Origin of the sequence: Noviherbaspirillum pedocola (assembly GCF_016632335.1) — a bacterium.
Taxonomy (GTDB): domain Bacteria; phylum Pseudomonadota; class Gammaproteobacteria; order Burkholderiales; family Burkholderiaceae_D; genus Noviherbaspirillum_A; species Noviherbaspirillum_A pedocola.
Genome location: NZ_JAEPBG010000017.1, coordinates 35,780 through 57,585 on the forward strand (window position 1 = coordinate 35,780; position 21,806 = coordinate 57,585).

Sequence of the window (21,806 nt, forward strand, 5' to 3'; positions counted from 1 at the left end):
ATTGATTTATATGGCAAGCAATTGGCTGGCACAGTTCTGGCTTATAGCTGACAGTCAAATAACAATTGATTACAGACAAGAAAGCAGACCGGAGTGCGTCCAGACTGATTATCGGTCTCGGTCTGCAAAGCAAAAACAAACGATTTCTGGAAGGTAATATGAAAAAGGCAATCAACAAGACTCTCATCGCAGCAGCTTTGACCGGTGTTCTCGGCTTCGCAGCCTCTGGCGCCATGGCCCAGACATTTCCGGATTTCCAGGTCACAGAAGCTTCGGTGCCGGGCGCATCCACCAACACCTTCACCGCCGATAAAGTGACCGGCAACTACACCGAAGTCATCACCTTCAGCGGCAATACCTTCAATGTGTCGCTGCTGTGGAATGCCGGCCAGTTCGTCGCCAACGACGGCAAATCGCCGGTGGCTTCGCAACTCGGCCAGACCGGTTCGGCGCTGTCGCAACAGTACGGCATGTATGCGCTGTACACCGGCAACGGCACTTTCGCTACGAACGCCAACGGCAGCACGACCTTCAACTTTACGCCGGGCGGCAGCCTGCAAGTGTTCCTCGATCCGAGCACCAACACCACCTTCGGCCAGCCGTCCAATGGCTCCACCGCATGGACCACCGGCAGCTCGACCGATGACATCCTGATCGCCAACGGTCAGCCGCGTTCCGGCCAGGGCACGCTCGACCCGACCCTGTCGACCTGCAGCGGCACCGGCGGCAGCGGCATCAACTGCGGCAGCTTCGGTTCGTCGTCCACCTTCAACCTGACCACGGCCGGCAGTTCCTTCTTCACCGCGCCGAACCCGTTCTACAACGTGTCCTTCCAGTCGGGCCAGCTGAACAACTTCAGCCCGACCGGCACGCAGGTGATCAACGGCTCGATGGACGTCATCTTCGGCAACGCCGTGCCTGAGCCGGCCAGCGTTGCGCTGATTGGTCTGGGCCTGATGGGTCTGGGTCTGTCGCGCCGCAAGAAACAGGCGTAAGAAAAAGGCGGCGCAACGATCAAAGTGCGCCGCTTTCCGCCGCCGTCTTCGCAGGAAGGCGGGGGTGGGGGAAAAGGCAAGAAGCCGCGGCGATGCAAATCGCCGCGGCTTCTTGCTTTCCGGCCGGAGTATCGCGCTTAAAAGCGGTATTGCGCGCTGGCCCAGACTACCGGGCGCTCGTCATGCGGGTCGGACAGCGCCGCGCCGCCGCGGGTTTTCCAGGCCAGCGTCAGGTTGCCGGTCCAATCGCCATAAGTGCCGCGCACACCGGCGCCGGCGCCGGCAACACTGCGGTGATTGTTTGCCACGGCGCTCCACGGATCACGGTTGGTGGTCACACGGCCGGCATCGTAGAACAGATAGGGCATGCAGGAGCCCGCTGCATAGCGAAGTTCCAGTTGCGCCAGCCAGCCCGAATCGCCGTAGCCTTCACCGCTCGGATAGGCGCGCACGCCATTGATGCCGCCGAGCCCGAATTTTTCCGAAGAGTCGAGGTTGCCACCGGCCCACTGCGCCGACATGCGTCCGTAGACATCGACATGCTCGGACACCGACTGGATCCGCGCGACATCGAGATTGATCTTCGAGAAACGGCCAGCGCTGCGTGCGGTCGTCTGATCGATGGCCGCAAGGGTATCGTCCAGATGCAGCCGGCCCGGCGTCCAGGTCAGTGCGCCATAGGTGATGCCGGCGCGCAGGAAACCATCGCGCACATCGAAGGACAGCGCCAGCGGCAACGTATCGCTCGATTTTTCACTGCTGGTCGCGGTCGTATCCTGGCGATCGTGCAGGCGCTTGTGATCCAGGCCGGCGGACAGCGTCACATTGCGCGCCTGCGAGCGGATCAGCGGATAGCTGAGTCCAAGGCTGGCGATATCAGCCGTGCCGTTCGCGCCCAGCCCGGAAAAGCTGCCGCCGAGCGTGTAATAGGTATGCGCATAGCCGACGCGTCCGCGCAGGCCGGAATAGCCCAGCGGCGCGGCATAGGCGAGCGAGCCGAACCACATCCGCTCCTGCGTGTACAGCGACTGCAGCGCAATCTGGTCGCCGAGACGAAACGGGCTGTCGATATCGAGGTTCGCATGGGCACGCACCCGGCCGGTGTAGCGGTTGCCGTAGTCATCGATACCGACTTCGCCCTTGTAGCGATGGTCGCGCTGCACTTCGACCAGCAGATCGCCGGTGCCGACTTCCCGTCCGGGACGCACCACCGGCCGGGTGCGCACGCCCGGCTGGTCGTCGAGGATCAGCGTGACGCGTTCGAGATCCGGGCTTTCCATGATGGCGCCAACGGGCAGATGCGACAGAAAGCCCTGGGCGCCTTCGATGAAGGCCGGCTCGCCATGCGCCGTCACCCGGCCGTAGCGGCCTTCGAGCACGTGCAACTGCAACTGGCCGCCGGCCAGATCCTGTTGCGGCAGATAGACCCGGGCGAAGGGATAACCCTGGGCCTGGTAATACGCGGTCAGTTTCGCAGCAAGAGCGGACAGGCCGGCGAAATCATAGGTCTTGCCGCTGACCGGGCCGAGCGCGTCCAGCAACTGCGCTTGCGGAATGCGGCTGTTACCGTCGATACGGATGCTGTCGATCTTCACCTGCAGTCCGCCGGGCATCTGCATGTCGGCGGGTTTGAGAATATCGATCGCTACGCCAGGATTTTGCGCCGGGCGTGGCAGGGTTTGTGTGGTTTCCTGCAGCAGGCGGCCGGCATCGGGCTGCTGCTGCGCAAGAACCGGCGTTGCCGCAATCGCCAGCGCCGCGGCGGGAAGAAAGGTGTGATGGAGTTTCATGCTTGGGAAGAATGAGGCGCGGCGCGCGGACTTTGCCGCGCGCCGCTTCAGGAGCGCTTATACCAATCCCGGCCCGTAACGTACCAAATGAAACCGGTGGATTTTTTCGTCTGGCAAGGGCGAAGCCGGGGTTTCGAGCGGCACTGGCTTGCAAGCCAGTGTGCGCGCTGCAAGCGCGGGAGGAGTGAATAGCTATGCCTATTCACGACGAGCGCAACGCCGCCAGGCGGAAAAAGACACGGTTTCATGGTGCGTTATGGGCCGGGATTGGTATTAATTGCTGATCGACTCAGTTGCGGCCGACGTGGCGGCCGGTGCGGTGGTTGCCGGCATGCGGATGCCGCCGGACACCACGAAGACATTCAGGAACTTCACATCGCGCCCGGCGCTCAGGCCTTGCGTTGCGCTTTGCCGGTTCGACGCCACGGCCGGCGCATCGCTGTTCTGGGCGGGGGATGTCGGTCCCTCCGCGCCGCTATTCACGCCGTTCACGGTGTTCACCGTGCTTGCCGCATTTGCCGCCGGCACGCTGGCCGCGGCCGGAGCTGCGTTAGCCGCTGCCGGCGTGTCCGGCACCGCCAGATAGTTCAGCGCACCCACGCTTGGCGCCGGCGTGGGCCGTACCGGCGCCACCAGTTGCGAAGCATTGGCGGCTGCGGCGATCGGCAGCTGCGCCGGCGTTGCGCTTGCCACCACCTGCAACGGGATCGCAGGCGCCGGGATTGCAGGCGTCGGCGCAACAGGCGTCGGCGCTGCGGCCAGGATGCTGGCGCTGGTGACGGCATTGCCATCGATGCGGTAGTTGCCGGCGTTGGCGCCCTGCAGCGCCAGGCCAGTGACATTGACCGCAATGCCGGATGCCGGCGCGGCCTGGGCGAAGCTGGCCTGGGCATGGGCAGCGTCGAGCGCGATATCGTCGCCGGCGAGCGCGCCGTCGAGCTTGCCGGCTGTTACCAGCGTGGCTGTCGTCGTGCCGTCGAAGCTCTTGTCCGCAGCCACCGTCCCGGAAACAGCCAGCGCCTTCGCAAGAATGCTGGCCGTCGTCGACGCTTGTGACGTGATGCTGTAGTTGCCGACATCGGTGCCGCTATAGGCGCTGCTCAGGCTGACGGTCTTGCCGTTGCCGGCGTTGCGGTCGGCGAAGCTGCCGCTGGCCGTCACATTGACCGCATCGCCCGCCACCAGACCAGCGAGCTGTGCGCCCGCAGTGCTGACCGTGGCGCCGGTCGTGCCGTCGTAAGTCTTGTCGGCGGCCGTGATGCCGGAAACCGTCAGCGACTTCGGCGCGATGGTCGCGCTCAATCCGGTCGGATTGGCGACGGTGTAGTTCGATGCCAGTCCGGTGCCGTTGCCAAGCGCAATGCCGGTTACCGTCACCGCCTTGTTCGCACCCGCATTCTTGTCGGCGAAGCTGCCGGTCTGGCCGGAGAAACCAAGGGTCTCGCCATTGACCAGGCCGACGAGCGTGCCGCCGGACAGGCTTGCCGCGCTCGTGCCGTCATAGGTCCTGTTTTGCGCGGTCATGCCAGTCACGGTCAGTGCCTTCGGCGTGATGCTGGCCGTCGTGGTGCTCTGGCCGGTGAGCGCATAGTTCGCCGCGTCGGCGCCGGTCAGCACACCGTTGATGTTGACCGTCTTGCCGTTGCCGGCATTGCTGTTGGCGAAGGCGCCGGTGGCGGAAACGCCAACCTGGTCGCTCCCCAGCAACCCGGACATCAGCAGTCCGGCGCTTCCGAGCGTGGCAGTCGTCGTGCCGTCATAAATCTTGTCGGCGGCGGTAATGCCGGAAATGGTGAGTGCCTTGGGCGTGATCGAGCCGGTGACGTCAGTGGGATTGGCGATGGTGTAGTTCGATGCCAGGCCGGTGCCATTGCCAAGTGTGACGCCGGTGACCGTCACAGCCTTGTTCGCGCCGGCATTCCTATTGGCGAAGCTGCCGGTCTGTCCCGAGAAGCTCAAGGTTTCGCCATTGACCAGGCCGGAGAGCGTGCCGCCGGACAGCGTTGCGGCGGTGCTGCCGTCATAGACCTTGTCCTGTGCCGTCATGCCGGTGACGGTCAATGCCTTCGGCGTGATCGAGCCGGTGACATTGGTCGGATTGGCGACCGTATAGTTCGATGCCAGGCCGCTGCCGTTGGCCAGCGTCACACCAGTCACGGTGACGGCCTTGCCAGTGCCGGCATTCGCATCGGCAAAGCTGCCGGTTTGTCCCGAGAAGCCCAGCGTTTCGCCGTTGACCAAACCGGAAAGCGCGCCGCCGGACAGCGTTGCTGCAGTCGTGCCGTCATAGGTCTTGGTCTGCGCGTTCATGCCAGTCACGGTCAGCGCTTTCGGCGTGATCGACGCGGTAACGTCGGTCGGATTGGTCACCGTGTAGTTCGATGCCGATCCGGTGCCATTGGCCAGCGTCACGCCGGTGACCGTGACAGCCTTGCCGGTGCCGACATTCTTGTCGGCGAAGCTGCCGCTTTCCCCGGCAATCGACAGGGTTTCGCCGTTGACCAGTCCAGAGAGCGTGCCGCCGGACAGCGTTGCATTGGCGCTGCCGTCATAGATCTTGTCCTGCGCCGTCATGCCGGTCACGGTCAGCGCCTTTGGTGTGATCGAGGCCGTATTGCCGCTGCTGGCGGCGGTGAGCGAGGGCAGCTTGTAGTTGCTGGCCGCGCCGGTCGCACCGTCGGCCAGCGTGATGCCGCTCACGTACTGCGCGCCGCCGACATTGGCGCTATTGGCCACCGCGCCGGTATAGGTGAGGTCTTCGCCAGCGACCAGATTGCCCAGGGTGACGGCGCCGGCCATGCTGGTCGAGCCATCGTAAGTCTTGCTGGCGCTTACGGTCACGGTGCGCGCCGTGATGTTCGCAGTGGCGCTGGCCGAGGTGCCCGACAGGGTGTAGTTGTTCTTGTCGGCGCCGGCAAGCGAAATGCCGCTGATGCTGACGCTGTACTGGCCGACGTTTTTGCTGGCAAAGGAACCGGTGCCGCTGAGGGTCACGTTGTCGCCGCCAAGGATGCCGGAAGCGGTGACGGCGGCATTGGTGTTGCCGTCGTAGACCTTGTCCGCCGCGATGGGCGTGAGGGTCTTGGGTGTGATCGTGTAATTGCCGGTCGAGAAATAACCGAGCGCATATCGCACGCCGCCGCTGGTATAGGCCACTCCATTGGCCGGGTCGGCAAGCAGCGGGCTATAGGTGCCGGCATTCTTGCTCGGCGTCAGGAAGTTGTAGCTGCCCGCGGTGAGCGAGCCGAGCGTGAACGAGGCGTCATTGCCGGTGGTCGTGTAGCTCAGGTTCGTGGCGGCGGTGGTGCCGTCATAGGTCTTCGAGCCGCCGGTGGCCAGCACATAGGACACATGCCATGCCGCATCATTGGTCTCGAACACCGCCTTGTTGTAGCTGCCGTTGGCAGCGGGCACGGTCATCGTTCCGCCGTACAGCGAGTTGGTGTTCAGCGCGCTGGTGGAGTAGGTGATGTTCTGCGCCGCGCCATTGAGCTTGATGAGCCAATCCGCCACCGAGGGCGCGCGGAAACGGATCGTGCTCGCGCCGCCGTTGCTGCTCAGGCCGATGGCGCCCTGCTGCGTGGTGGCGTTGTCGACGTTGCCGCTGTAGTTCGTGCCGCTGATGAGCAGCGAGGAACGCGAGGACGCGATGATGCTCGAGATCGGATCGTTGTTGGATCCGCCCTGGAAAGCCAGTCCGAACACATGGTCGCTGCCGTCGCTTTCGCCGTTCAGGTACAGCCGTCCCGAGCCGACATTGATGGTGCCGCCGGTCATGATGTACACGCCCGCGGTGTTTGCCACGTACAAACCGCCGCTGGCGGTGGCCGTCGACTTGCCGTTGATCGTGATGTTGCCGCCGCCGAGGGTGGCGCTGTCCGAGGAAATCGTGCGCGAGGTGCCGATGATCACCGCAGCCGACGTGTTGCTGAGGTTGAGCGCGTAGCCGATGCCATTCGCATTCGCATAGGACGAAGGTGCGTTGCTGGTGCCGCCGCCGCCGATGACGATGTCGCCGCCATTGGATGTGAGATTGGCATTGACATTGACGCCGCCGCTGGTCGCTGCGGAAGCCATGCCGGCCAGGAGCGTGATGCCAAGCCGGCTGTTGGTCGAGGAGATCGGGCTGTTGACGACGATGTTGTGATCAGCGCGCAGCGTCAGGGTCGTGTCAACGGCGCCGGTCTTGGCAATGGCGTCACTGACGGTGATGTCGCCGACGCCGCTGACGGAAGAGTAGGCGTTGCTGCTGGTGTCGATGGTGACGTTGGTGGTATTGAGCTGCGTGGCCAGCGCCGCGCCGGTGATGTTGCCGCCCGATGCGGCAATGGTCACGTTGTATGGATCGATCAGCCATTGGCCGGTAACGCCGTTCGGCGCCAGCGTGGTGACCACGGCTGCCGGATCGATGTTCACCGTTGCCGCGCTGGTTTCAATCGCGCCGCCATTGCCGCCCCGAGGTGCGCTGGCGTCCAGCGTGCCGCCGACATGGATGCTGCCGCGTTCCATATCGCCGAGCAGCACGATCTGACCCTGCTCACCGGTGGCAAGCGTGCGCGCCTGCACAATCCCGGTGTTGTTGATCACGGTGCCGGCCAGTTCGCCGGCGGCCTTCGCGCTCAGATACACCGTGCCGCCATCGGCGCGGATGGCGCCGCCGTTTTCGATCAGCGCATCAAGGGCGCCTGCCTGCACCTGCAGCTTCACCGGGCCGCCGAAATCGAGCAGCACCTGGCTGCCGGCGCCGAGCAACGCATTGCCGGCATCCGCGGCGATGGTGCCGGTGTTGGAAACCTTTGCCGCAATCAGCGCGATATTGCCGCCGCTTGCCGCCTGCAGATTGCCCTGGTTGACGACCGCATTGCTGCTGTTGCCGGAAAACTGGTAGCGGCCTGCGAGGAAATCTTCATTGGAAATCTGCAGCGTGCTGGCGACCAGGCCACCGACATTGACCTGCGCGCTTGGGCTGAACAGGATGCCGTTCGGGTTGACGAGAAACACCTGGCCATTGGCCTGCAACGCGCCCTGGATGGTGGACGCGTCCGGGCCGAGCACGCGGTTCAGCGTCACCGCATCGCGCGATGGTTGCACGAAATTGACGGTGTTGCCCTGGCCTATCGAAAAACCCTGCCATTCGATAGCCGCGCGCGAGCTGGATTGCGTGATCGTCATGCCGGAACCGGCTTGCGCGATGTTCGCCTGGCCGGCTACGACATTGCCGCCGGTAGGCAGCGCGCCGGCGGCGAGGGCGCCCGAGCCGGCCAGCATCAGCGAAAGCGCCGCCATGTTCTTGCGCCTCGCGGCGCGACAGGAGAGGGCTTTTACGCGACGCCCGCCGAATTCCGATGCTGCTTGCCATGTGCCTTTGGCTGCATTCCACACCACGCAATAGATCCGATTCACGACTGTCTCTTCCTGCCTCGAATGAATAAGACCGGAAGTCTAGCAATATTTCCTGCAGGAATTAATATTCCCCAGGGAAATTTTTAACCTGTTGTATCAGGTGTACGAAAGATTGTTTGTATTGGATGTTGTTGATGGCAGGCGATGCAGCTCCCTGCCCAGGCGTGGTGTGACGGTGAAGTGATTCGCCAGCGCCAGCAGCTTGTCCGCCTGTTCATGCAGCGAGCTGGATGCGGCGGCGGCTTCCTCAACCAGTGCCGCATTCTGCTGCGTTACCTCGCCCATCTGCGTGACAGCCGCATTCACTTCGCCCAGGCTGGCGCTCTGCTCACCGGTAACCTTGCTAATGCCGGCGATGAGTTGCGTTACCTCGCCAGCGCTGTCCACAATCTGCTTCATGGTCCGGCTCGCCTCATGGACCAGACCGCGCCCGGCGCCGACGTCGCGCGTGGCGTCGTCGATTAACGCACGGATGCGTTTTGAAGCGGCGGCGGAGCGTTGCGCCAGGTTCCTCACTTCATTGGCCACGACTGCAAATCCTGCACCCTGCGTGCCGGCTCTGGCAGCTTCCACGGCGGCATTGAGCGACAGGATATTGGTCTGAAAGGCGATCCCGTCGATTTCCGTGGTGATTTCCGTGATGCGGTCCGAGGAATCGCTGATCGCGGCCATGATGTCCACTACCTGGTGCATGACGGTTCCACCCTGCACGGCAATACCCGAGGCGCCATGGGCCAGCTTGCTCGCCTCCCGAGCGCTGGTTGCGGTTTGCTGAATGGTTTGCGTGAGTCTTTCGAGCGTTGCCGCCGTCTGCTGGATCGCGCTGGCATGGTGCTCGGTGCGCGCGGAAAGATCCATATTGCCCGAAGCGATTTCCTGCGAACCGTTGCGTACCGCATCCACCGAAACCTGGATCACTGATACCGTCCCGGCCAGCATTTGCTGCATCGACTTGATGGCATGGAGCAGGCTGCTCGTATCGCCATTTTTCAGGGCAATCTCCGTGCTCAAGTCCCCCGAAGCAATGCGGCGGGCAATCGACGCCGCCTCATCGGGCTCGCCGCCGAGTTCTTTCAACAGTTTTCTGACAAGCAGGCCCGCCACCGCAATCGCCAGACCGAGCGAACCGCAGAAAATTGCCGCAAGAATCACGGTATTGCTGCTGATTTCACTTCTGGCGTCCCCTTCTTCCGCCTCGTTGAGCGCGGTGACGATGAGGACCGCCTTGTCGATTGCGGCTCGATGCGTCTCGTAGACAGTCTGCATTTTCTTCAGCGCGGCGGTTGCGCCTGCCGCGTTCCCTTCCTGCAAGGCGGGGGCAAATTCTGCAATGGCGATTTTGAAAAACGACTGGGCCGGGGCATGGGAGTCGACGAGGAAGGCATCGGCCAGATCCTTCTTCAGGTGCTGTTGCGCCCAGAAGGCGTGGCGCTCCTGGTACTGCACCTGGAGCTTTTTCAGTCGGTTCACGCCGATTTCCGGCGTCAAATGCAAACCAGCGGCCATTTCCAGGCTGACCTGGTAAGCCTCGATGATATAGGCCGGCGGTGGCAGGATATCGGCCACCAGATCCTTGCCGAGGGCAATGCGCTGATAGACCGGGCCATTGACCTCAAGCTTCTGCAGGACGCGAAATGCACATAGACCAAATAGTCCGAAACCCAGTACGAATACAGCGATCAGCATGCCCAAACGATGCGCCAGACGCATTCCGTTTTTACCGTTTTTCATCCTGGAACCTTAAAAAGTGGTTATAAAGTTTCCAGCAGGATACTAACAGGGAATGCTTAAATCAACATATTTATGAAAAATGTTTGGCTATGCTTAGAATTTCACATTTTTAACGGTTATTTACGATTGTTTTCGGAATCTCCGCGCCAGCATTTTGCTGTGCCTCGTGAACCGTTACTTTCATGCCTTTCTCAGAGAGGCCACAGCATTGCTGCACCACATACAAGGGCAGCACGGGCGCCAGACCAATCGGTGGGCGACCGCGTCCTTCAACCTTCGGATATTGCGACTCAAGCCGGCAATCAAGCCGGAGCACGGGCTTACTGCCTCGAGCTCAGCCAGAAAACGGTCTCGCCGCGTGAGCTTCTTCTTGCCGGTATATTCGGCTTTGAAAAACTTGATTGCATCCCGGCGCTCCACAGCAGAAAGAATGCTGCGTTCTGGCAGGACTCCGACATCGCAGAGCGCGGCTTACAAATAAGGCGGCGGCTCAAGAGTAGCTGTTGAAATTGTTTGGAATATCTACTTACGAAGTCCAAATCGCAGCTTATGCGTCAGCGCACAAATGCGTTCAAATCCCCCGAGCCACCCGAACCGCCCGCCCAAGATCAATCACCGACATCGCGTAAAAGAAACTCCGGTTGTACTGAGTAATGGCGAAGAAATTGTTCGCGCCCAGCCAGTATTCGGTCGGCGCCTCGCCATTCTGCAAATCGACCAGACCGTAAAGAAGATCGTCCGGCGCCGTGGTTTCCGGCTTGACGCCGGCGGCGCGCATTTCATTCAGGCGGAATTTCGCTTCCAGTCCCTGGTTCAGGAACAATTCCCAGCCGCTGCCCGCGGCCGCATCCACGCTCGCCGGAAACACCAGCGGCTCGCCACGGCGCCAGCCGTGCATGACCAGGAAGTTGGCGATGCTGCCGATCGCATCGACCGGAGAGTTACGCAGGTCGATCCGGCCATCGCCATCGAAATCGACGCCGAACTTGCGGATGCTGCCGGGCATGAACTGCGGCCAGCCGACTGCGCCGGCATAGGAGCCGCGCAGCGAGAACGGATCGATGCCGGCATCGCGCGCCAGCAGCAGGGTATTGGCGAGCTCTTCACGGAAATACGCCATGCGCGTCTGGCGCGTCGGCGTATCCGGATAGGCAAAGGCCAGGGTCGTGATCGCATCCATCACCCGGAAATCGCCGGTGTTGCGGCCGTAGATGGTTTCCACGCCGAGTATGCCGACGATGATTTCCGCAGGCACGCCGTATTGTTCTTCGGCGCGAGCCAGCGCATCCGCATAGCGGTTCCAGAACGCCACGCCGGCGTCGATGCGCACCGGCTCGACAAAGCGCGCCCGATAGGCTGTCCAGTTCTTCGGCCGTCCCGGCGGCGCCGGACGCATCAGGCGCACCGCGGAATCGACATAGCGCACCTTGCCCAAGGTGCGCTGCAGTTCTTCCCTGGAGAATCCGTAGCGTTCGACCATGCCGTCGATGAAGCTTTGCACATCGCTCCAGTCGTTGAAATTGACGAATTCATCGGTGTCGGCCGGCGCCTTTTTCGCGGCATGCGCCGCTTTTGCAGGTTTCGCGGGTTTCTCGGCTTGCGCGCGCTTGCGGCTTTCGACCGCTTCGGTCTGGCAGCCTGCCAGCAGGGAGGACAACAGGAGCGTGACGGACAGGATACGGAAAGGCTTCATCGGGATTGCTTCAACAGGTAACGGAGTTGGTTAAGGAGGGCGGCGCCCTCGTTGGGTTTGGCGGAGTAACGCCCGGATTCATAGAGTTCGAGAAAACGCAGGATCGCCGCCAGTCGCTGTTCGGCCAGCGGCGCGGCCGCAAGCCACAGCCGGTAACTGCGCGGACCCTCATGCACTGCACGCGCATAGCCTTCGCGCGCCAGGCCGTCGCACAGCCGCCGGTACAGGGCGTCGATCGGATCGGTTTTCTGGCGTCGGCGCAACAGCGGCAGCGCAATCAGCGCGGTGGCTGCCGCGCCCAGGCCGAGCAGCAATGCGGCGAAGCTGCTCCAGTCGGGATCGTCGATGCCCAGGCTCTGCAGCAAGCCGCGCTGGCGTTCGGGCGTGTAGTTCAGTACCCACTGGTTCCAGGCGTGATTGACCGCGTCGCGGTTGTCGCGCAGCTGGCGCAACAGCGCCATCCATGGACCGGCGGCGCCCTGCAGCAAGCCGCCGAACGCGCCTTCCGGCAAGAGATCGGCGGCATCGCGCTCGACCCGTTCCGGCGCCACAGCGGCGGTCGGGTCGATCCGGATCCAGCCGGCTTTTGGCAGCCACACCTCGGCCCAGGCATGCGCATCCGATTGCCGCACCGTCAAATCGCCATCCACCCGGTTCAATTCGCCGCCCTGGTATCCGGTAACGACTCGCGCCGGGATCGCCATCATCCGCATCAGCACCACGAAGGCGGTCGAATAGTGTTCGCAGTAGCCGGCCCGGGTAGTGAACAGGAAATCGTCGACGATGTCGTCGCCCAGGCGCGGCGGCCGCAACGTATAGCGGAAGGGCTGCTCACGGAACAGGCGCAGCACCGCCTGCACCCGTTGTGAATCCGTTTTCGTGTCGTTTCGCAACCGGGCAGCGAATTCGCGGCTGCGCGGGTTGCCATCATCAGGGAGTTGCAACCAGTCGAGCAGCGCGCTCGGGTCGGCATCGGGCTGGAGCTGGTAGTCGAGGAAGGAATGCGCTGTATAGCGCACCCGCGCCTGCAGCGGCTGCCGGGCGAGCAATTGACCGTCGGTGCGAAACTGCACCGGGTTGTCGAACAATTGCGGCGGCAGCGCCGGCACATCCAGTGCGAACAGTGAGCGACGGCCGCTGGGCTCAAGCGTGACCTCATAACGCACATCGCGTCCGAGTCGCTGCGGCCGCAAGCTTTGCCTGGGGCCGTGCCCGGCTACTGGCGCCCAGGTGCGGCCGTCGAAATGGCCCAGCACCGGGCCGCGCCAGTACATGTCCGAGGAGGGCGGCGTGTTGCCGGTGAAATGCACCCGGAAAGCGATGTCGCGCGACAGTTTCAATGGCGCGAAAGTGCCCGGGTCCATGCTGTCGGACAGGCCGGTGTGGCCGCTCGCCGCATCTTCCGGCATGCCCCACAGCGGGCCCTGCACGCGAGGAAAGAACAGAAACAGCACCAGCGTCAGCGGCGCGGCCAGCAGGAACATGCGCGATGCCAGCGCGACGCGCCGGCGCAGCGGCGGATGGGTGCCGGTGAACTGGAAGGAAATCTGCGCGGTCAGGATCGCGACGATGCCGCAGGCGGCCAGCAGCGCGGTGACGATGGTCTGCGAATAGAAGAAATTCGTCAGCAGCACGAAGAAGGACAGGAACAGCACCACGAACAGATCGCGTTGCGCGCGCATCTCGAGCAGTTTGAGCGTCAAGAGCAGCACCAGCATCGCCACGCCGGGTTCGCGTCCGAGAAAGCTGTGGTAGCTGGCATAAACGCCGCCCATGAGCATGCCGACCACCGGCAGCAGCAGCCAGCGCGGCGGCATTCGCTTGCCATGGAAGGTCAGCCAGCCGCGCCAGAACAGCAGCGCCGCAGCCGACAGCGTGGCCCAGGCCGGCAGATGCCAGGCATGCGGCATCATCACCAGTGCGCAGGCGCCGAGCAGAAGCAGGGTGTCGGATTTGTCGCGTGCCAGGCCATGCGCAAGGCGCGCGCTGATCGGCTCGGAAATCGCATTCATGGCTGCTTCCCGAACAGGGCCAGTGCACGCAGGCAGGCTTCGCGGTGCGCGCCGCCGAGCGCGGCCGGCGCGCGCATGTCACCCAGCGCGAAGGCATAGGGCAGGGCGCAGGTCTCGGCCTCGATGATCCAGCGCGTCATGCGCGACAGGCGCGCTTCGACATCCATCGTCTGCGGCAGCAGCGCGTAATCCAGGCGCAGCTCGGAAGCCGAGCCGCCTTCGAAATGCTTGGTCACCAGGATGCTGGAATCGAGGAGCCCGCCGAGGCGGGCGATGTGGCGCCAGGCCAGGCGGCGCGGATTGTCGCCGGGCTGGTAGGCGCGCACGCCGGCGAAATCATCTTCGCCGGCCGCGCCGCGCGCTTCATCAAACGCCGCATCGAACGACGGCAGCGGCACGGCCTGCCCTTCCGGTTGCGGATAGATCAATGCGCGACTCTCCGGCTGCCAATAGCTCCAGGCGCGCACCAGGCCGAGGGGAAAGCAGGTCGAGAGCCGCACCCGCGGCGCGGCCAGCCAGCCCCGTTCGAGCGCCGGCGTCTCCAGCACGACCTGCCGGCTGCCGTTGGCCGGGATATCGACCGCCTGCGCGCGCACCGACCAATTGGCATCGGCGAAGCCGATCCGGATCGCATAGCGCTCATGCCGGCCGGGATTGTCGATGTGCAGCGCAAAGCGCGCCTGCTCGCCGGCATGTGCCGGCAGCGTCCGGCCGCCGGTCAGGCGCAGATAGGCAAGATTGCGAAAGCACATATGCATATCGACCATCGCACAAGCGGCCAGCACGAAGGTCAGCGCATAGCCCATCGCCAGGTTGTAATTCAGGGAGCCGATGAACAGCAGGATCAGCAGCAGGCCGAAACCGAGGCCGGCGCGGGTAGGGAGAATGAAGACCTGGCGCTGGTTCAGCGTGATGTCGCTGCCTTGCGCCGTGATGCGCCGCGACAGCCATTCCGCGGTCGAGGCGCGCAAGCCTTGCGTGACGGACAACAGCATCGCTGCCTTACACCGGGACGGATTTCATCATCTGCTGCACCAGGTCGCGGCTGGAAGCGTTGCTGCTGCCCGAAGACCGCAGCGGCCGCAAGCGATGGGAGGCCACGGGCAACAGCACTGCCTGCACATCCTCGGGTATGACATGATTACGCCCCTCCAGCACCGCCCAGGCGCGCGCCGCCTGCAGCAGGGCCAGCGCCGCGCGGGTACTCAAGCCCTCCGCGAACAGGCCGTTCTGCCGCGATGCCGCCACCAGCGCTTGTACGTAGCCGACCAGTGCCGCGGAGGCATGCACTTCCCTAAGCGCGGCGCGCGCATCTTCCAGCTCGCCCGGCGTCATCGCCGCTTTCAGGGTTTTCAGCATCGTCCGCCGGTCTTCGCCCATGAGCAGCGCGCGCTCGGCGGCGGCATCCGGATAGCCGAGCGACAGGCACATCAGGAAGCGATCCAGTTGCGATTCCGGCAGCGAAAAGGTGCCGATCTGGTGCGAAGGGTTTTGCGTGGCGATGACGAAGAAGGGTAGTGGCAGTGCATGGGTGGCGCCATCGACCGATACCTGGCGCTCTTCCATCGCTTCGAGCAAGGCCGACTGTGTCTTCGGTGTGGCGCGGTTGATTTCGTCGGCCAGCAGCACTTGGGTGAATACCGGGCCGGGATGAAAGGCGAAGCCATTCTTTTCGCGGTCGAACACCGGGATGCCAACCACATCCGCCGGCAGCAGATCGCTGGTGAACTGCACCCGGTTGAATTTCAGGCCGAGCGAGATGGCCAGCGCCTGCGCCAGCGTGGTCTTGCCTACGCCCGGCACATCTTCGATCAGCAAGTGGCCGCCGGCCAGCAGGCAGACCAGCGCCTGCCGAATCTGCAACTCCTTGCCGACGATAAGCTCGCCGATCTGGGCGGCGACGGCATGAACCTTGGAATACATAGCGAGTTCCGGCTGCGATGGGAGGGATGGGGAAATGCAAGCCCGAAGGCGTCACATTGTCCCATGTCAAGGCGGCTGCCGCGGCAATAATGAATTAATTGACACGTTCGCCTATCGTTTTTCGTTAAACTCATGGAATTCTATGCGAGAACGCCACACCGGCGTTCCGTTCTACAACATGACCACTGCCATTTATTGTCATCCGGAGTGCAAGCGCCACGAGATGGGCGACTGGCACCCGGAAAGCCCGGACCGGCTCCAGGCAATTGAAGATCAACTCATCGCCAGCCGCATCGATAACTACCTCGACCACCGCGAAGCGCCGGCAGCGGATATCGTCGACATCGCCCGCGTGCACCGCGCCGATGCGATCGAGCGCCTGCGCGAACAGGGCCGGGAAGCGAAGGAGAACGGCGGCTATGTGCCCATCGACGGCGATACGCTGCTCAACGCGCACACCTGGGATGCGGCGCTGCATGCCGCCGGCGCCGCAGTGGCGGCCACCGATGCGGTAATCGCTGGTGAACTCGACAATGCCTTTTGCGCCATTCGACCGCCGGGCCATCATGCGCGGCCGGGCGAGGCGATGGGATTCTGCCTGTTCAACAATGTCGCGATCGCCGCGCGCCATGCGATCGATGTGCATGGCCTGGAGCGGGTCGCCATCGTCGATTTCGACGTCCACCATGGCAATGGCACCGAGGAAGCCTTCCTGTACGAGCCGCGCGTGATGATGGTGAGCTTCTTCCAGCATCCGTTCTATCCGTACAGCGGCGTGGGCGGCGAGGCGCAATTCAATCCGCATATGGTCAATGTGCCGGTGCCGGCAATGAGCAATGGCGAAAAGGTACGGCAACTGGTGACCGAACTGTGGCTGCCGGCGCTGAACAGTTTCAAGCCGCAGATGATCTTCATCTCCGCCGGCTTCGACGCCCACCGTGAGGACGACATGGGCCAGATGGGCCTGGTCGAAGCCGATTACGCCTGGATCACGCGCAAGGTCATGGAAGTGGCGAAAGCGCATGCAGGCGGGCGCATCGTCAGCTGCCTGGAGGGCGGTTACAACCTGTCGGCGCTGGGGCGCAGCGTAGTCGCGCATTTGAAGGCGCTCGCAGAGCTCGATTAATGCGTGGGAGCGGCGGGCGCCGCTGCCGTACAATACCGCCTCTTTTCCCTCCCCTGAAGTCCGCTATGTCGATTCAATGGTTCCCCGGTCACATGAACGCCGCCCGCAAGAAGGCGGAAGAGTCCATGGAGAAGGTCGACATGGTGATCGAGGTGCTCGACGGCCGCATACCGCAGGCCAGCAGCAACCCGATGATCGAAAGGCTGCGCACCTTTCGCCAGCGGCCGGCGCTGAAGATTTTGAACAAGGCCGATTTGGCCGATCCGGCTGCGACCAAGGAATGGATTGCGCATTACAACCGGCAGAAGGATGTGCACGCGGTGGCGCTGTCGTGCAAGAAGCCGGCCGATGTCGCGAAGATTCCGCAGTTGTGCATCAAGCTGGCGCCGCATCGCGGCACGCCCCTGAAGCCGCTGCGCATCATGATCATGGGCATACCGAACGTCGGCAAATCGACGCTGATGAATGCGCTGCTGAAGAAGCGCGTCGCCAAGGTCGGCGACGAGCCGGCGGTGACCAAGACGCAGCAGCGGCTTTATCTGGGCAACAACATCATCCTGATCGATACCCCCGGCCTGATGTGGCCGAAGATCGAGCATCCCAGCGATGGCCTGATGCTGGCTGCCAGTCATGCGATTGGAACCAACGCCATCATCGAAGAAGAGGTCGCGGTGTTCCTGGCCGAGCAATTGCTGGCGCGCTACGCGCCCTTGCTGGCCGCGCGTTACGGCTTCGCCACCGAAGGCATCGATGGCGTGGCGGTGGTCGAAGGCATCGCCAAGCGCCGCGGCTATCGGCAGAAGGGCGGCGAACCAGATTTCGAAAAGGCGGCACATACGCTGTTGCTGGACTACCGCAGTGGCGCCATCGGCCGCATCAGCCTGGAAACGCCGGCGAGCCGGGTGGAATTGCTGGCGAATTACCAGCCGCCAGCGTCGCTGGCGCTGGCCGAGAACGAAGAGGATGACGAAGACGAAGCGAGATAGCGTCTGATGCTGCAGCGCTGACTCTTCACCCAAAATGCCCACATGCGATGTGGGCATCTTTTTGCGTATCTAGCGCATCGGCAATTGCAAATCGATTTCGGCGCAAAGGTTTAACCTTGCCTGCGGAACGTATCTGGAATCCTTCGCCACTCAACTCGCACACCATTTGGGCGCCTTATCAAAAGCGTCCTACAGGTTGAGAGGGGTGAGAGATGGGAATGCCGGAATACCGTCAAGCGATCGAAAATTTTTGTGAAAAGGCCGGGATAACCGACGTGGAATCGGTGTTGCATCAGGGCGCAATTACGATGCGCGGCATTCCGGTATGGCTGCAATACCTCGAGGTGGCGGACTTATGTCGTGTCGTCGTCGATCTGAATGCTCCGGATTCCGGAATTCCCGCCGAAGTCTGCCGGATGATGCTGCAATCCAATTGCGTCAACACCTCCCCCTACTTGCCATTTCTGGCAATTAATCCCATCGATGGCCACGCCATCCTGATTCTGCATTTATCGGTTTCCGCATTGCTGCATGAAACCGATCTTTCCAAACTGCTCGATGAGCAACTGGCGCCAGTAATGGAAAGCTGGCGCGAGGTTCTTGGTGCTGTCGATGATGCTGTGCATACCGCACATCGGTTTGAAAATACTGGGTTTGCTTGACTGGGAGGTTTAAATGTCTGCTCAGCATATTGCTATTGGTGTTAGCTATGGTGTCACTTCTGGAAGAGGAGCGAATCCCGACTGCATTAAAGAGTGGTTTAATAAGGTTTTCTCGAGTACATGCAGTGAAAGTCCGATGCCACTTCCAAAAAAGCAAATGGCTGCCAATGATTCGATGGTGAAAATGGACGCTATTATTCCTAAAAAATTCCGAGAAAAAATAGAACATGCCCATGTGTTAACAGCGGAACCTTGCTTTTTTGAAAAAATAAAACAAGGCTTTGAAAAACTCGGCAATAAGTTGGCGCGACTTGGTGGTAACGGGGTAATCCAATCTATCTTCCCAAATTCCTCCAAAGCTCATGAGATCTATCGCACCGTCTTTTTGGGAATTTTTGTCGCTGGAACGGTATGTCGTGCGGTATATACAGATATAACGGCCGCACTTCCGGGTTTGATTAAAGAAGGGACGAATCATATTGTCGGCATTGCAAGCGCCGTATTTTCCGTGGCGTGCTCGGTACTTTTCGTGATACATGCAATACGGGACGGGGTGGTGCAATTTCCTTCTCTCAATGATGTAAGAACGTCGCTACTAACCATTTTCAAAAATGCACCTAGTAACGTTAAAGATTTGACTGCAAAAGTTGCTGACGGAATGCTCAAAGCATACGAGGCAACGAAGAAGCGGTTCCAAACTTTGAACATAGTAAATACTATGCGCGAAACTTCCTTCCTTTTTGGGAATGTTAGCTCGTTGATTGCCGCCTTTAGTTACTTAATTCCGGGCTTAGAGTGGGCAGGCATTGCTGCTAACGTCTTCAATTTTTTCGGAAATGTTGGAGATTTTTGGCAAGGTGTAGTGCAAACCAAGGAAGCGATATTGGAACTTGCTGCGATAGCTATTGAAAAGATAAGGCTGTCAAAAGCGAAAGAAGATTCTGCTCCTTTGAGCGCTGCACAAATGCCTGCCTTGGAATCTAGAAAGGCGGAATTGGATAAGAAGTATACCGAGGCCACCGACAAATTACGGAGCAGCTTTGCACGAGGCGGCAAGGCCGTTTGGGCAATGTTGGCTGCATTTGTGAGCACTGGCTTGTTGGTAGCAAAGCTGGGATTCGGCATTGGCACCGGTATAGCGCCTGCAGTTCTCGCAGGTATTGGCATCGCCGCTGTAGCAGGCTTCGTCGCCACATTGCTTTATCCGAAAGTAAGAAACCTGCTCGACTCGCTGGTATCGAAACCTGTTGATAATGCAAAAGTAAAAATGGTGGATGAGGTAGTTAAAGAATTCAAGAAAAACCCTAATAACCCAGACAATGTTCCGTCACACATAAAGCTACTTTTCCCTGTCAATGAGCTTTCTGAACTGATGGACCTTGCAAAAATAAACGCTAATTCCGAAATGCGAGCCCGTATTTCCAAAGCTTTTGGAATCGTCGAAACCAAGCCTTCCGGTAATGAGAATAAGGCGCCGGATCCGGTGCTCTCACTCGCAAATGCTTGACTGTTGATAAGTTGAGAGTGTTCCGCGCCAACGTTTCTTTGTCAGAAGAGCTTAAAGCTGCGACGTATTTTCTTTTGTTGGAACAGCAGCGCAATACACATGGGACCAAGAATATACATGATACCCGGAATGCCAGATCTGCCAGAATATCGTGCAACCGATGCCGGAGTCATTGTCGCGGGTGTGCAAGAGCAAGGCGCTGACATTCATGTAAGTACGGATAACCCAGCACCTTCCCCTGTTCCCGCGCCCTTGCCTCGAGAAAATGAGCTGTACATTTGGTTCGGCAAAACGATGCGCACTGTAGAAGAAGAAAAGCAGGCTCGCATGCAAGAGTTTTCCCCCCAAATCGTAGAGAAGGACGGTTTTTTTTTCCATTCGCCTGGAATTGCAGAAAACTTAAAGTTTGCCGTCGTTCGATTCTTGGGAAGCGTCTGTAAATTAATGGGAAAAAAGGAGCGCAGCGCTTACGACGGTTCCTGTAGTGTGGCCAGCCTGACCAGGACAAGCATTACTGGCTTGAATCTGGGTTATCACTCCGCGGATTTGGGTATATTCGGCCTGATCATGACATGTGTATATTTCGTTACCACCTCGGTTAACGGTGCTCTGGCGGCGACGAGAATGGCATCGCTTTTTCAGTCCGAAGGCGAAAATTTATGCTGGATTCTGAACAACCAGAAAGAATTGGACGACGTTGTAAAAAAATTGGGTGCGAAAAACGAAATACGCGTGGAGGAAGCTGCGCTATTCAACGAGTTCATGCGCAGAAAGGAAGGAATCAGTTTTCTGAAAAATACTGGAGATCGGATGCACGGCAGCGCGCGATCCGCATTTGGTCGCGAATCGCTGGGAATGATGCCGCGCACCATAATTTCCTTGCTCGAGTATATAAAGAAGGTCTTCAAGGTCGCTTCCATTTCGAGTGAAGGACTGATCCTTGCTCAAGGCGCCGCACAAGTTATCGCTGGCCCGCTGGATATCAATCAAGCCTTGGCCGACAAAGACATTGTTCGGGAAAAGAAAAAGCAGTCGGACAATGCATCAGAATATTTGAAAAAATGGAAAAAAAATCTTGATCACGAAAAGAGTGGGCAGGAGCAGAAGACGTTGAACGACTTCGAGAAGAAGAAGGCAGAATCCGAATTTGATCTTCTTTCATCCATTCAACAGTGTTTCAATGCCAATCTGCAGCAGGCAGAGGACGAATGGAAAATGACTGACGTGCGTTTGGTACGGGGCTCGATACTGACTTCATCCGGAATCGCGCTGATTGCGAGCAATCTCGTTCTCTACTTGCAGCATGCGCATGTGCTGCATCTGGTAGGCCTGGCTATAACCATTCCAGTTGTTATCGCGGCATTGAAGATTTTGGCAGGCGTTGTGCTCGCTGGCTTTCTAGCGGCAGCCTGCTGGTTTGCTTATCGCGGATATGTCGCGGGCAGGAAGATGCAGGAAGAAAGGCGGGAAGCGAATTCATACCTGGCAAAAGAAGGGGAGAAGGAGCTTCCGCAAAACAATCGCTATATCGCGCTGCATCAGCTTGTTGAGAAGCTCGTAGAAGAGAATCCAACACCCGGTTTGAGCCCGAGTAAGGTTTCGACAAAGGAAATGTGCACTACGAATTTCCTCACCGAACTTGGCATGCGTCCTGAACATCTTGGTTCTCTTCTGATTGAATCGGAGAATCAGGAGAGCCCGGAAAAGCGGATTGAATGGTTAAAGTTAAATCTTGCACCGCTATTCGGCCTCGATTACGTGATCGAAACTGAATCGCAGCCCATTCCAGTACCGGCGGAACCGGAGCGAAAACAGCAGCCCGGAGGCTTAATGCGCTATGTCGCATCAGTCATAGAAAGTCCAGGCTTTGGGTTGAGCTCTTCTGCTTTTCCGCTCTTGCGCGGCGCCTGAGCCGCAAGCAGCTTTTTGGGAAAAACCCGACGGCCGCAAGCAATAAAAAACGCCCGCTTTCGCGGGC

The 21,806-nt window shown here is 60.4% G+C and carries 13 protein-coding genes; 6 read left to right on the forward strand and 7 right to left on the reverse strand.

Annotation, left to right across the window (positions count from 1 at the left end):
• Positions 1–158: 158 nt before the first annotated feature.
• On the forward strand, positions 159–995 hold the full coding sequence (pepA, locus tag JJB74_RS26070; protein ID WP_200597035.1) for a flocculation-associated PEP-CTERM protein PepA: 837 nt from the start codon (positions 159–161) through the stop codon (positions 993–995).
• Positions 996–1,132: 137 nt separating this feature from the next.
• Here pepA and JJB74_RS26075 read toward each other — a convergent pair whose 3' ends face one another.
• The 7 genes from JJB74_RS26075 to JJB74_RS26105 form a co-directional block, all read right to left on the reverse strand.
• Positions 1,133–2,785, reverse strand: coding sequence for a ShlB/FhaC/HecB family hemolysin secretion/activation protein (locus tag JJB74_RS26075; protein WP_200597036.1), 1,653 nt, complete (start codon positions 2,783–2,785; stop codon positions 1,133–1,135).
• A gap of 273 nt (positions 2,786–3,058) precedes the next feature.
• On the reverse strand, positions 3,059–8,188 hold the full coding sequence (locus JJB74_RS26080; RefSeq protein ID WP_200597038.1) for a YDG domain-containing protein: 5,130 nt from the start codon (positions 8,186–8,188) through the stop codon (positions 3,059–3,061).
• A 96-nt stretch (positions 8,189–8,284) separates the two neighbouring features.
• Complete coding sequence (locus JJB74_RS26085) at positions 8,285–9,694, reverse strand: methyl-accepting chemotaxis protein (protein ID WP_407672430.1); 1,410 nt, start codon at positions 9,692–9,694, stop codon at positions 8,285–8,287.
• Between the two features lie 796 nt (positions 9,695–10,490).
• On the reverse strand, positions 10,491–11,612 hold the full coding sequence (mltB, locus tag JJB74_RS26090) for a lytic murein transglycosylase B (RefSeq protein ID WP_200597041.1): 1,122 nt from the start codon (positions 11,610–11,612) through the stop codon (positions 10,491–10,493).
• The gene (locus JJB74_RS26095) at positions 11,609–13,624 is read right to left on the reverse strand and encodes a transglutaminase family protein (protein ID WP_200597043.1); all 2,016 of its coding nucleotides are present in this window, start codon (positions 13,622–13,624) and stop codon (positions 11,609–11,611) included. The genes mltB and JJB74_RS26095 overlap by 4 nt, the downstream gene beginning before the upstream one ends.
• The gene (locus JJB74_RS26100) at positions 13,621–14,619 is read right to left on the reverse strand and encodes a DUF58 domain-containing protein (protein ID WP_200597045.1); all 999 of its coding nucleotides are present in this window, start codon (positions 14,617–14,619) and stop codon (positions 13,621–13,623) included. Before JJB74_RS26100 ends, JJB74_RS26095 begins: the two co-directional genes overlap by 4 nt.
• Positions 14,620–14,626: 7 nt before the next feature.
• Positions 14,627–15,547, reverse strand: a complete 921-nt coding sequence (locus tag JJB74_RS26105) for an AAA family ATPase (protein WP_200597046.1) — start codon at positions 15,545–15,547, stop codon at positions 14,627–14,629.
• 178 nt (positions 15,548–15,725) lie between these two features.
• Between JJB74_RS26105 and JJB74_RS26110 the strand changes: the two genes are divergently transcribed.
• The 5 genes from JJB74_RS26110 (at position 15,726) to JJB74_RS26130 (ending at position 21,739) form a co-directional block, all read left to right on the forward strand.
• Complete coding sequence (locus tag JJB74_RS26110) at positions 15,726–16,673, forward strand: histone deacetylase family protein (protein WP_200597164.1); 948 nt, start codon at positions 15,726–15,728, stop codon at positions 16,671–16,673.
• A gap of 65 nt (positions 16,674–16,738) precedes the next feature.
• Entirely contained in the window at positions 16,739–17,659 is a 921-nt protein-coding gene (ylqF, locus tag JJB74_RS26115) for a ribosome biogenesis GTPase YlqF (RefSeq protein ID WP_200597048.1), read from the forward strand.
• Between the two features lie 212 nt (positions 17,660–17,871).
• Positions 17,872–18,321 carry a type III secretion system chaperone family protein gene (locus tag JJB74_RS26120; RefSeq protein ID WP_200597050.1) on the forward strand — a complete coding sequence of 150 codons (450 nt, stop codon included), beginning with the start codon at positions 17,872–17,874 and terminating at the stop codon, positions 18,319–18,321.
• 13 nt (positions 18,322–18,334) lie between these two features.
• Positions 18,335–19,828: a hypothetical protein gene (locus JJB74_RS26125; protein ID WP_200597051.1), complete on the forward strand. Its 1,494-nt coding sequence runs from the start codon at positions 18,335–18,337 to the stop codon at positions 19,826–19,828.
• 129 nt (positions 19,829–19,957) lie between these two features.
• Complete coding sequence (locus JJB74_RS26130; RefSeq protein ID WP_200597053.1) at positions 19,958–21,739, forward strand: hypothetical protein; 1,782 nt, start codon at positions 19,958–19,960, stop codon at positions 21,737–21,739.
• The last annotated feature ends 67 nt before the right edge of the window (positions 21,740–21,806 follow it).